Here is a 13,249-nt window from a genome sequence, read left to right on the forward strand (position 1 = left end):
CCGTCGTCAACTCATCGCCTGTTCATGTCGGCACGATATCAATCGCACCAGTAACTTGGATGGCATGAATTGGACTAAACGATCCGGACTGCTTGGTGGTATCTTTAGCATTTGACACACTTCATACCGCACGACTTGGCGGGACCGGTCCCGTCATTTTTGCTGCAAGTGCGAAAAGTTGTGGGCAAGAGGACACACATCGGGGATTAAATGGCTGCTATCTGTCATACTGAGGTTGAAATTAACGGCGGTTTTGACTTGGACACGTCAAATTAACGATGTCGTGAGACGGGAGACCTGCTCACTGGTGGACATGGCCTGAGACAAGGTCGTCCTGCTTTTGAAGTAATGGCATCTGCAACCGAAACACGAGGGCAACTGGTAAAGTCGTGAATGCAGTGAGCATCACCCCGATCGGCACTTGCAGGATCAATACCCCGCTCCGGCGCGCGATCGATCACTATCCCGTCGTTCTGGATGCCGATCTCGTGTACGGCTTTTCGCACACCAGTGACGAAGCCCTGCAGCAGATCCGCTTCATCCAGGGTGAAAAGCGGTTCGACGAACGCTCGGCCGATTGCCTGTTTCGCGCAGCGCAAGTGCCAGCCGTGTTGTCGGGCGCGAATGTCGGCCCGACCGACGGTTCCGCCCCGCAGCCAGCCGATCTCTATATCGTCGAGATCAGCTCGGCCAAGAAGATCACCGCGCTCGGCGATTCCCTGCAGATCAATTACCTTTATCGGGCATTCCCGTCGGTATTCTCGCAGCCCGGCACGATCACGAAGTTCTGGTCGCTGGCCAAGCATGTGGAGCGCGATGCGTTCCTGACCTTCCTTGGCTCGCTGCCTGCATTCCGCGCGCTGGATGACGCTGCGCGCGCCTTGCTATCGGACGTGCGGCTGGTCATTCAGGACGGCGTCGCGATCGCAGCGGACATGCGCGACATCGTCGACCGGCTGGGCGCCGACCGGGTCCTGTTCGTGACCCACGTAAATGCCATTACCGACGAAAACCGGGTCATCGCCGGACGCGACCGGATCATAAAGGCAGTGAAGCAGGCGGCGACCGAACTTGGCGTGCCCTGTTATGATCCGACCGATGCGATGCTGACCGTCGGGCAGGAAGTCGCCATGGAAAAGGGCGGTGCGGACCTGACGCATTACACGCTCGCCTTTTCCGATCTCGTCTTTCTCGACATCTACAAGCAATTCCTTGCCCCCCGGTTCGGCGATCGCGTTGCGGTCGATGTGGCGGCCATTGCGGCCCAGATCGACGAAGAGGTCGTCGCAGGGCGCATCGGGCGGCTGCTCGACCATCATCCAAGGCTGGCCGAGGCCGAGCTTTCCGTCGCGCTGCGCCGGATGCCCAACGCGCACTCGCTGCTCGAAATGCGCGGACGCCTGTTGTTCGCGCGAGAACGTTTTGACGAAGCGCGGGAAATTCTGGCCTCTCTCGATGCGCAGAACGCACTTTCGAGCAGCGGGCGGCGCGAATTGCTCGACATCAGCGTCCGCCAACAGGATTGGCAGACGGCCAAAACCCTGTTCGAAGCGCTGATCGGAGAAGAGTACGAGGATCGCGAGGTCTTTCTGCTCGGCGCGCGCGCATATGAACAGCTGGGCGAGACGAAAGCCGCCATCGACAATTACATTCGCGCGTTCCAGGCCAATCTCGACAATACCGAACTAGCGCTTCGTGCGCTGGAACTTCTGGCGCAAACCGGTGACAAGGCGCGCGCCGGCAGCCTGCGGCAGCAAGTGGTCGATGCGGCCATCGCAGGCCGGATCGACGCCGAAGCCTTGCGCGAATGGGCGCTGCGCCACCGCGATGCCAAAGTGTTGGCGGGCGTTCGCGCGCTCGACGCATCGGGAAATTTTGCCAAGACTTGCGAAGTGACCGACCAGCTGATCGAGTTCGGCGATGCCGATGCGGCTGCGGCAGCGTTTGCCGATGTCGTAGCGCTGGCCGGGACCGACGCCGACTCGCGACGCGATGCCGAACGCATCTCCAACCGCCTGTACGACTGGGCTGAGGCAGAGGCGTTGGCTGGCAACCATGGGCCGGCATATGTGTTGAGCGAGGCAAGCGCGGTGCATGGCGGCAGGCCCGTCAGCGCTGCGTGCCGCGATTCCCGCGAATCCTTTGCGGCTCGTATCGAAGCGGCGAGCGCGGCGCTCGATTATCCCGCCATCGCCGCGCTCGCCGGCAGCGCGCCCGCACTGGTGCATTCCCGCGAACGATTGACCCTGATCTGGGGCGCCGCTCTTCAAAAGCTGGGCCTTTGCGAACAGGCCGTCGAAGTGCTGGCCGATGGATATCACCTGCGCCCCGACGATATCGACCTGCTGCGCATGTACGCGCGGGTCGCTGCCATTGGCGGGCGCTACGACCTTGCGCTTCCGCTGTTCCGCAAGTTGCGCGCATCGGGCGAGCCGGCGCGACGTTACGATGCGGAGATCGAGCGGTTTTTCGGCAACGTCGAGCCGCGCGCGCTCAAGATGATCGGCAAGTTTGCCGACGCGGGCGAACACGACCGGGCCTTTGCGATCTACAACGATCTTGGCGAATGGGTCGAAGATCGCGAATCCCTGCACAAGGCGGGGGGCAAGATGGCGCGGGCCTTGTGGCTGGAGGTGCGGCAGCTTGCAGCGAATGCCGGACTTGAAAACGAAGTCGAGGCGAAGCTGAGGCGCATACTGGCAATCGATCCCGATCATGTCAGGGCCATCCGGCAATTGGGTAAATTGCTGATGGAACAAAATCGATTTCGGGAGGCAAAGACTTATTGGCTGAGTGCGATGGCGCTCGATCCTTCGAACGTAGCGGATATGCGCAATTCGCGCCGATGTTCAATGATGATGGACAAGATGTCGATCGAGGCAGCGATCGCGTGATCAACGCGGTCCGGGCTCGACGTAAAGGAATTCAGGTAGGGAAACGCTAATGTTCGAACAACAGATCACAGCAGCGCAGGGCATGCCTGACGCGGCGCCGTGCTGGCCCGATTTCGAAAGCATATTCGCGGCCGCGGCTCATCTGGAAGCGATCGAGGACGACGAGACGTTCGAAGTGCAATGGCGCAGCTGCCTCGCCAGTTTCGCCGACGACGACATCGTCTGGCAGGAATTGCCCCGCAGGCTCAGCCGTCGCCAGCAGTTCGACGAGGCGGTGGAAGCCATCAACGCTCGCGACTTCGGGCACGAAACCAATCGCGCGCGGCAATTGCTGAAGGCCGACCTGTTGCACGCGGCGCGTGCCCATGCCCAGTCCAACGCCATCTTCGACCGGCTCGTCACCCGCTTCCCCGAAGATCAGGACTTGCGGCTGACATATGCCAAGCGCCTGCTGCTCGACGGAATGCTGGTAAAGGCGCGCCGCGTGGTCGAACCGGTGGAAGACAGCTTTCCCTGGGATACGCAGGCACGCGAATTTTCCGAACACACGAAGGCACTTGTCTCGATCCTCGTGGCGCGCGAAGGCCGCCCCCTGTCCGAGGATGAAGACGCCCGCATCCTGGCGATGAAGCACGCGATCCTGCGCTTTCGCGACCGTCAGGTTCGGCCCAACCTCGCGCGCGGACTGGGCAAGGTGGCGCTCATCACCGGGAGCCTCGGCCCCGGCGGCGCGGAACGGCAGATCTCGCGCCTTGCCATAGAACTGGAAAAGGCACGCCGCAGCGGGCGAACCGTGGGCGGGGTCGAGATCTCGGAAGAGGTCGAACTTGTCGTGCGGTCGCACGGACCCGAACGGCGGAACGACTTTTTCCTGCCCGATGTGCTCGCCAACGATGTCACGATCCATGAACTCAACAACTTCAAGCCGATGTCGGCCCGCAAGATCGGGGTGACCGATCCCGAACTGGCCACGCTGCTGTCATACCTGCCGCCGGCAGCCAATTACGGCGTCAAGCGGCTGACCCCCTACCTTCAGGAAAAGCACGTCGACGTCGTGTCGGCATGGCAGGACGGGGCTTGCCTGTTCGCCGGGATCGGCGCGCTTATCGCCGGTGTGCCTCAAATCCAGCTGGTCATGCGCGGCCTTCCGCCCAGCGTCCGCCGCCACCTTTATCGCCCCGAATACGATGTGTTCTACAAGGCGATGGCACAGATTCCGGGCGTCCACTTCCTCAGCAACAGCAAGGCCGCGGCCGATGTCTATTGCGACTGGCTGGACCTTCCGCGCGAACGTTTCCAGATCTTCTACAACGGCGTCGAGCCGATGGCCGCGGACGGGAACGAAGAAGCCCAGCGCATGTGGGAGGAATTCGAAGCCCGCACCGAAGGGGCGAGGCACACCATCGGCGGCGTATTCCGGTTCGAAACCGACAAGCAGCCCAACGTCTGGATCCGCGCCGCGGCCCGGTATTACAAGCAGCACCCCGACGCCCGTTTCATCGCGGTGGGCGGTGGCCGGCTGTTCGAATCGGGCAAGAAGCTGGCTGAAACGCTGGGCGTTGCGCATCGCATCCTGTTCACCGACCGGTCGAGCACCGTCGGATTCTGGATGACCAAGATGGACGTGCTCCAACTGTTTTCGCGCTACGAGGGTCTGCCTAACGTCTTGATCGAGGCGCAGTACATGGGCCTGCGCGTCGTTTCGACGCCGGCTGGCGGCGCATCGGAATGCATCATCAGCGGCAAGACCGGCTATGTGCTGTCCTGCAACGAAAAGCCCGATGTGAAGGAAATCGTGCGGTACACGAACGAACTTCTGGAGATGCCGGGTCAGCAGGAGCTGTTCGCCGAAGGTGGCGAGGGGCGCACTTTCCTCGATACGAATTTCTCGGTGCCAAAAATGCTGGGTGATTTCGCGAACATAGCCGTTGATCGTTCGATCCCGGCGTTGGATGATGGCGAAATGCTTCGCGGCTCTGCGGCCGCCTGAAAGAAAGCGCGGGCACAAGACGCGTCATGATGACCATGAAACATTACGCCTTGCCGGTATGCGCGGCAGCCTTGCTGGCAGGGTGCGCGCTGCCGCGTTCCAGCCCGACGTACGACGAGGTGAAATCGTCTGCGGAGGACGGACAGATCGAACTGCGGCTCGTCGACGCGGCCAGCGCCCAGTTCGACACCAAGCCGACAGAGGTCGGTTTCCCCAGTCAATTCCTCGCCGCGCCGGAAATCACCGGAAATGTGCTTGGAGCCGGCGACGTGGTGTCGGTGCGTATCTTCGAAAGCGGCACCCCGGCGGTCTATGGCAGCTCCGGCGGACAATTGGGCGAACTGGTGGTCGATGACGATGGCCGCCTGTTCATTCCCCACGCAGGAGCCATAAGCCTTGCCGGGCTGACAGCTTCGCAGGCGCGTTCGAAGATCGCCGCGCGGCTCCGCACGGTGGTGCGCAACCCGCAGGTCGACATCCGCCTCGTCAACAGCCGCAGCAGCCTTGTCAGCGTTCAGGGCACCGCATCGAACCCGGGTTCGTTTCCGATCGAGCGCGGACGCAGCCACCTCGGCGAACTGGTCGCGCAAACGGTGCAGAAGGTTGAGCGGCCAGAAATGGTGCGCGTCACGCTTCAGCGCGGCGATCAGGCCGGTTCGATTCGCCTCGCCGATCTGCAGCGCAGCACCGCATTCGACGTCGCCCTGCGCCCGGGCGATCGTGTGCTGGTCGACACGCTCGACGAAAATGTGATGGTGCTTGGCGGTGCCGGCATCCAGGGGCAAGTGCCGATCGTGCGCAGCGATTTCAGCCTGCTCGACGTATTGGGCCAAGCCCGCGGGCTGGACGACAACGTCGCCGATCCTAGCGCGGTCTTCGTGATCCGGTTCAACGACGGCGACCCGATCCCGGTCGTCTATCACTTCGAAATGCAGCGGCCTGAAATCATCGCATTGGCCAGTCGCTTTCCCGTGCATGACAAGGACGCGGTGTTCATTTCGAACGCCCCGTTCAAGAACGCGCGCCTGATGATCCAGTCGCTGTCGCAGTCGATTTCCGCCGTCCGCAACGCCGTGATCCTGGCGCAATGACCACGGCCGGCACACCCGCCGCGCCGACTGCATCCGAACCCGCGCCGGCGTCTCACCGGCCGTCCGATGCCAGTGTCATAGAAGCGCTGATCCGGCGCGAGCTGAAGCTGCGCTTTGGCGAGGAATGGCTCGGCGTTTTGGGCGCATACATGATGCCGCTGGTGTGGGTTGCGGCGGTCTACATGGCGTTCAAGTTCTTTGGCCGCAGCACGCCTGTCTATACCGACTTGATAACCTTCATCATTTCGGGGCTCATCCCCTATGCTGCGTTCCGGTTCACGGTCAACGCGATGAACAGGTCGCGCACGCTGGTGCGCAGCCTGCTGATCTATCCGACCGTCGGGCGTCGCCACGCGGTCGTGGCCACTGGGCTGGTCGAACTGTTCAATTCGTTCGTCGTCGTCGCCATCGTCATGGGGGTGAACTACTTCGTTTTCGGCAATTGGGAGATGGAGCACCCGTTCGACTTTACGTTCGGCATCCTGCTCAGCTGGCTGCTGGGAGCGGGATTTGGCTACATCTTCGTCAACCTGTCCGAACTCAAACAGATCTGGTGGTTGATCGGACAAGCGCTGCTGCGCCCATCGTTCTTCATTTCAGGCGTGTTCTTCACCGGAAACGAGGTGCCGGAGCGGCTCTACGACTATTTCGGGTGGAACCCTTTGCTGCATGCGATCGAGGTTACCCGCACCGGGATGCTCGATAACTACGAATCGAGGGTCGCTTCGCCCACTTATGCCATCTTGTGCATCGTCGGCCTGTTCGCGGTCGGGCTGGGCACGCGTGCGGTGTTGCGAGACTGACATGTGGGGGCTGCTCGACTGCACGCATTATTACTATCGGTTCGGGCAGACGATCCCGATCCTGAAGGACGCGACGCTCGCCATAGAAGAGCATGAAAAGGTCGCCGTCCTTGCACCTCCCGGGCACGGCAAGACGACTATCGTAAGGCTTCTGACTGGCATGGAGAGCCCCGAGAGTGGCCGCGTGCTGCGCTGTCCCGACGCTTGGCCGTTGGGCTATGCTGGGGGGTTCCGCCCAGAAATGACCGCCGAAAACAACATCCGTTCGATTGCGAAGATGGCGGGCATGAACGCCGATGAACTCAGCGCCTTCGTCCACGACTTTTCCGAACTTGGCGATGCCTATTACCTGCCGCTGTTGAATTACACGAACCGGATGAAGGCGCGGCTCGGCTTCGGCACATGTTTCGGTATCCCGGCAAAGGTCTATATCGCCGACGACAAGCTGACCGGCGGCGAACCGGCGTTTCGCGAAAAGTGCACCCGCGAACTCGAACATCGCCTGCAGACGAGCGGTCTGCTGTGCCTCACCAGCAATCCCCGCGCCGTGCAGGATGTCTGCGATCGCTTCTACGTGATGGAAGATGGCGGTTTCACGGCTTGCGACGATTTCGAAGAGGCGAAGGAAATGCTGCTGTATCTGCTTGAAGAGCAGGATTCCTTGCCGCTCAGAAGCGATGTCGCGGCGCAGCGTATCGACCGTGATCGCGACGATCTCCTTTTCTTCGACCTCGCTTGAGGACTAAGGCCGCCAACGATGACCAACGAAGACCGTATCAAGAACTGGCAGGCCAAGCGGCCGGAACACGGCCCGGCCGACGCCGGCACGGCGAAAACCGATGCCGCAGAGATCGAAGCGATTCTGGCCGAAGCAAAGGCCGAAAGGTCGCGCCCGACGGAGCCGGCAGCGCACGAGCAGCCGGTCGAGCCGCTGACCGCGACGGACCGGCTGCGCGCGGAAATCGATCGCCGGCGCCTGACGAAGCGCGACGGCATCTTGCGCCGGATCGCCATTTTCCTTGGCATCCCCATCGCCATCGTCATCGCCTATGCCGCGTTTTTCGCAACGCCGCTGTACGAAGGCGAGGCGGCCTTTACCGTCCAGACCAGCAGCGGGTCGGGCGGATCGTCCTCCAACGCCGGGCTGATTGCCTTTCCCGGTTCGTCGACGACGATCAGCGATGCGTTCAAGGCGCGCGCCTTCATCCTGTCACGCCCGATGATGCAGTATATGGAACGGACATACGGTTACATGTCGCATTTTCATGACATGGACCCGTTGACCCGTCCCGGCGGCGTTCTGGGCAACAATGCGAATTCGCTCGATTACTATCGCAAGCGGGTCAAGGTTTCGATCGACATCCAGGAAGGCATCCTGCGCCTGACCGTGCAGGCCCGCACGCCCGAAGACGCGGTGCGTTTTGGCAAGGGTCTGCTTGAAGCGGCAGAGCGCCATGTAAACGATTCGTCGCAGCGCATTGCAGAAGACCAGATGGCCGGGCTGAACCAGAACGCGCAATCGGCGGAGCGCCAGTTGACGAGCGCGCGTGCGAAAGTCGGCGACGTCCGCACCCGCCAGCGTGAGATCAGCCCCGAACAGAGCGCGGCCGTCATCTACCAGTTGATCAGCGCCTTAGAACTGCAATTGGCAGAGGCGGAGCGTCAGCGGCAGTCGCTGGCCGACGACGGCCTTGTCGACAGCCCGCTGTTGCCGCCGCTGAAGTCACGCATCGCCGAACTGCGCGCTCAGATCGAGGACAACCGCAACCGGCTCAGCAGCGACAAGGGCGGTTCGCTGGCGCAGACCGCCGGTGCGTTCGAAGACGCCAACACGATGCAGGAAATCGCGCTTGCGCGATGGCAGGGCGCTCTCGACACCTTGCAGCAGGCATCGCTGCACATCCTGGCGGAGCGGCGCTATTTCGTCCTGATCGTCGATATCACGGCCAACGACAATCCCGACGTTCGCGACTGGTGGAAGATTATCGTCCCAACCTTCCTCGCATTCTTCCTCATTCTTGGCATCATCGCCTTGCTCCGCGCGCGGGGAGCATTGCCCGAAAGCCTTGGCAGGCGGCAGATGGACGAGGCGCGCAGCCGGTGGAAGTGACGGACACCGACAATGTCGCGACGATGGACGCGATGCTGGATCGCGGCCAATGGCTGCGGGCGGTCGAATTCTATCGCGCGCTCCCCTCTCGCGCGGCGAAGGACGACCGCGCCACCCGGGTACGGCTGGCCATCGCGCTGATCCGTTCGGGCAAGGTACAAAGCGGGATAAAGCTGTTCGGCGAGATCGAGCATGTCGCGCCCGAACGCGCCATGCTGCTGGCCATGGTGGTCAAGGAATTGATGCGCGCCAAGCGTCATGACGACGCGACCGCCGTGCTCGACAAGATGATCGCGAGCGGTGCGGACAGCATCGAGGAACTTCGCCTGCGTGCCAGCCTTCACGGACGGGACAAGCGTTTCGAACCTGCCTTGCGCGATGCGCGCAGGTTGCTCACGCTCGATCCGTGCGATTGGCCGGGCCATGCCGCGCTGTTGAAACTGCTGGTGCAAGCGGGTCAAATCACTGCGGCGGCTGACCATGCAACCTCTCTCGGCACCGATGCGGCGAACGATATCGCGCTCACCCAGATGGTCATCCTCTCGCTAAAACGCGATGGGCGCGAGGATGCGATCGTGCCTTTGGCCGAAGCGATCGAGGCGAAGGGCGTCACCACGCCGCAGGCCGCCGCCGCCGTCGTCGCCGCCTATGTCGAAGCCGGGCTGCCGGCCCATGCCGAAGCGGCGGGCGAAAAGTACGCGAGCCTCGGCGTCGCCGGCGGCAAGCTCGACGAAACGCTGGCGCAGGCGATGATCGAAAGCGAGGACCAGACCCCCGAGCGGCTCGACAAGATCATCGACATGATGCGCAATTCCAAAGTAGCCGACGGCCGCGATCCGCGTGCGCTGCGCAAGATGGGGTTCGCCCTGCTGCGCGCCGGGCGCGAACGCGAAGCGGTGCCGGTGCTGGCCAAGGCGCTGAAGCTTGCGCCCAATTCCAATGGCATTCGCGCGCTTTATGCCCGCGCGCTGCGCCAGTCGGAACGGTATGAAGAAGCGGCCGAGCAGTTCAAGCAGCTGCTCCCATCGCATCCCGAAGCGCACAATTTCCACCGCTATGCCGCCGGAGCGCTGAGCCTTGCCGGCAAGAAGGACGAAGCCGCCGCGCTGTTCGACAATTTCATAGACGCGCGCCGCAGCCGCATGTCCGACAGTTTCGAAGCCGGCTTCGACAACCTGTGGTCCAAGGTCGACAAGCACAAGGTGCCCGCCGCGAACCTCGAATGGGCATGGTCCTTGCGCAAGGACAAGAAGGACGACCGCGCCGAATGGGAACGGCGCGCCAAATGGGGCTACCTCGCCGACCAGTACATTATCGACTGGATCGAATGCCGCGACGACCAGATTCACGAAGCGATGTTGAAACTGGCCGATCTCGATCAGGCCGATCAAGCGCTGTCCAAGATCGACAAGTCGCGAGGCGTCATCCTCGCCTCTGCTCATATCGGGCCGATGTTTGCCGGGCCACTCGCGCTTGAACTGCTGGGCATCGAATCGCGCTGGATCGCGTCCACGCCGGGCAGCGTACGCACCGCTTATGGCCGCAGGCTGATTTCGACCAGCGACCAGACGGGGGCCGAAGTTGCCCGGCAGACGCTGCGCACGCTGGGCGAAGGCAAGGCCGTCGTCATCGCCATCGACGGCGCGATCGCGCTGTCGGCGCCGCGCGTGCCGTTCGAAGGGCAGCACATCACGATGTCGAGCTTTGCCCCGCGGCTCGTCCACCGGCTTGGCACGCCGTCGATGTTCGTCGCGCCCCGTTGGGAAAACAACAAGATCGGCTTCGTCGTGGAGCCCATGCCCGCCCCCGAACCGGGTGAAGACGTGAACGATTACGTCCCACGCTGGCAGGCCGCATTCCTCGATTACTTGCGCGAGTTCCTGTCCGGGGAACCGGAGAACCTGCGCCTCGCCGGCGGTGTCTGGCGCCATATCCGCATGCCGGAGAACGGCTGACACTTCCCCTGCCCAAGCTTCTCGAACCCGTGAAAGAATTATGAGCGAAAGCGACACTGCCCCCTTTCGGCGCGTGCTGGTGACCGGCGCGGCCGGCTTCATCGGCTTCCACCTCTCGCAACTGTTGTTGCAAGAAGGGCTGATCGTCCACGGCTATGACGGGATGACCGACTATTACGACGTCAACCTGAAACGCCGCCGGTTGCAGATGCTGAAGCAGAACCCGAACTTTTCGGCGACCGAAGCGATGCTGGAGGATCACGCCACGATGCTGGAGGTGGCACAGGCATTCCGGCCCGACGCGATCGTCCACCTCGCGGCGCAGGCGGGCGTGCGTTACAGCCTCGAAAACCCGCGCGCCTATGTCGAATCCAACCTGATCGGCACGTTCAACGTGATGGAAGTCGCGCGCGAACTGGGCGTCGGGCACTTGCTCATGGCATCGACCTCTTCGGTCTATGGCGCGAACGAGGACATGCCGTTCAATGAAACCGAACGGGTCGAAACCCCGCTGACGTTCTATGCCGCGACGAAAAAGGCGAACGAATCGATGGGGCATTCCTATGCCCATCTGTGGAACCTGCCGGTGACGATGTTCCGCTTCTTCACCGTCTATGGCCCGTGGGGCCGACCCGACATGGCGCTTTTCAAGTTCGTGGACGCCATGCTCGAAGGGCGGCCGATCGACATCTACAACAATGGCGAGATGCACCGCGACTTCACTTACGTCTCTGATCTGGTGAAGGGCATTCGCCTGCTGATCGACGTGCCGCCCGTGCGCCCCGAAGCAGGGGCCGAGCTCGATCCGACCGATAGCCTGTCGCCCGTCGCGCCGTTCCGGGTCGTGAACATCGGCAACGGCGAAAAGGTCCGCCTGCTCGATTTCATCGACGCCATCGAACAGGAGTTGGGGATAGAGGCAATCCGCAACTACATGCCGATGCAGATGGGGGACGTGCCCGCGACCTGGGCCGACGCGTCTTTACTTCGCAGGCTGACTGGTTATGCGCCTGCCATGCCGTTCCGCGAAGGTATTGCGCGGTTCGTGACCTGGTTCCGCGATTATTACGGGAAGTGATGCCATGACGAAATCTGTCCAACAATGGCTGGATAACGCGCGCGTCGCGGTCATCGGGCAAGGCTATGTCGGCCTGCCGCTGGCGGTGGAATTCGGCAAGGTCATGCCCTGCATCGGGTTCGACATCCAGAAACGCCGGATCGATGCCCTCCGCGACGGCCGCGACGACACGCTAGAGGTCAGCGAGGCGGAATTGGCCGAAGCGACGCAGCTCACCTTTTCGTCCGAACCCGAAGACCTGAAAGAGTGCAACATCTTCATCGTCGCGGTGCCGACCCCGATCGATGCGGTAAAGCGCCCCGACCTGCGCGCGCTGACCGGCGCCTCGAAGGTAGTGGCCGCATCACTGAAAAAGGGCGACACGGTCATTTATGAATCGACCGTCTATCCCGGCTGCACCGAAGAACGGTGCGTCCCGGTGCTTGAAAAGGAATCGGGACTGAAGCTCAACCGCGACTTTTTCGTCGGTTATTCGCCCGAACGCATCAATCCTGGCGACAAGACCCGCCGTCTGCCCGACATCGTGAAGGTCACCTCCGCCTCCACGCCCGAAGCGCTGGCCCGCGTCGATGCGCTTTATGCCCGTATCGTCACCGCAGGCACTTATCCTGCCAAAAGCATCAAGGTCGCCGAAGCGGCCAAGGTGATCGAGAACACGCAGCGCGATCTGAATATCGCGCTGGTCAACGAACTGGCGATCATGTTCCACCTGCTCGACATCGACACGAACGACGTGCTCGACGCGGCGGGGACGAAGTGGAACTTCCTGCCGTTCCGCCCCGGCCTTGTCGGCGGGCACTGCATCGGCGTCGATCCTTATTACCTGACGCACAAGGCGGCCGAGATCGGATATCACCCCGAAATCGTGCTGGCCGGACGTCGGCTGAACGACGGCATGGGCGCCTATGTCGCGCAACAGGCAGTGAAAAAGCTGTTGAAGCGGCGCATTCACGTCGACGGCGCGCGCATTCTGGTCGCCGGGTTCACGTTCAAGGAAAACTGCCCCGACGTGCGCAATTCGCGCGTGATCGACGTGGTGCGCGAACTCGAAGGGTTTGGCTGCACTGTCGATGTCCACGATCCGTGGGCCGACATCGACGCGACAAAAGCCGAATACGGCATCGACCTGATGGCAAAGCCTGACACCGGCGCTTACGACGGGATCGTGCTGACCGTTGGCCATGACGTCTTCCGCGAAAAGGGGGCTGCGCATTTCCGCACTTTCGGTCGCCCGCAGCATGTCCTGTTCGACGTAAAGGCAGTATTCGACGCGCAGGACAGCGACATGCGGCTTTGATTCTCATGGGGATCGCCACGGGGATAGCGTT

The 13,249-nt window shown here is 62.2% G+C and carries 9 protein-coding genes; all 9 read left to right on the forward strand.

Going from position 1 to position 13,249, the window contains the following annotated elements; all coding sequences use genetic code 11:
• Positions 1–398: 398 nt before the first annotated feature.
• The 9 genes from EKN06_RS06670 to tviB are packed head-to-tail and all read left to right on the forward strand — an operon-like array spanning position 399 to position 13,218.
• On the forward strand, positions 399–2,894 hold the full coding sequence (locus EKN06_RS06670) for a hypothetical protein (RefSeq protein ID WP_127612128.1): 2,496 nt from the start codon (positions 399–401) through the stop codon (positions 2,892–2,894).
• 49 nt (positions 2,895–2,943) lie between these two features.
• A complete protein-coding gene (locus tag EKN06_RS06675) occupies positions 2,944–4,884 on the forward strand; it encodes a glycosyltransferase (protein ID WP_127612129.1) in 1,941 nt (646 codons plus the stop codon).
• Positions 4,885–4,910: 26 nt separating this feature from the next.
• Entirely contained in the window at positions 4,911–5,975 is a 1,065-nt protein-coding gene (locus EKN06_RS06680; RefSeq protein WP_127612130.1) for a polysaccharide biosynthesis/export family protein, read from the forward strand.
• Entirely contained in the window at positions 5,972–6,778 is an 807-nt protein-coding gene (locus EKN06_RS06685; protein ID WP_127612131.1) for an ABC transporter permease, read from the forward strand. Before EKN06_RS06680 ends, EKN06_RS06685 begins: the two co-directional genes overlap by 4 nt.
• Position 6,779: 1 nt before the next feature.
• Positions 6,780–7,517 carry an ATP-binding cassette domain-containing protein gene (locus tag EKN06_RS06690; protein WP_164843976.1) on the forward strand — a complete coding sequence of 246 codons (738 nt, stop codon included), beginning with the start codon at positions 6,780–6,782 and terminating at the stop codon, positions 7,515–7,517.
• An 18-nt stretch (positions 7,518–7,535) separates the two neighbouring features.
• Positions 7,536–8,888, forward strand: a complete 1,353-nt coding sequence (locus EKN06_RS15625; RefSeq protein ID WP_164843977.1) for a KpsE/RkpR family capsule polysaccharide export protein — start codon at positions 7,536–7,538, stop codon at positions 8,886–8,888.
• On the forward strand, positions 8,879–10,843 hold the full coding sequence (locus EKN06_RS06695) for a tetratricopeptide repeat protein (protein WP_164843978.1): 1,965 nt from the start codon (positions 8,879–8,881) through the stop codon (positions 10,841–10,843). Before EKN06_RS15625 ends, EKN06_RS06695 begins: the two co-directional genes overlap by 10 nt.
• Positions 10,844–10,883: 40 nt before the next feature.
• A complete protein-coding gene (locus EKN06_RS06700; RefSeq protein WP_127612134.1) occupies positions 10,884–11,921 on the forward strand; it encodes an NAD-dependent epimerase/dehydratase family protein in 1,038 nt (345 codons plus the stop codon).
• Between the two features lie 4 nt (positions 11,922–11,925).
• Positions 11,926–13,218, forward strand: coding sequence for a Vi polysaccharide biosynthesis UDP-N-acetylglucosamine C-6 dehydrogenase TviB (gene tviB / locus EKN06_RS06705; protein ID WP_127612135.1), 1,293 nt, complete (start codon positions 11,926–11,928; stop codon positions 13,216–13,218).
• Positions 13,219–13,249 lie beyond the last annotated feature (31 nt).

It is taken from the genome of Croceicoccus ponticola (assembly GCF_004004515.1).
Lineage (GTDB): Bacteria > Pseudomonadota > Alphaproteobacteria > Sphingomonadales > Sphingomonadaceae > Croceicoccus > Croceicoccus ponticola.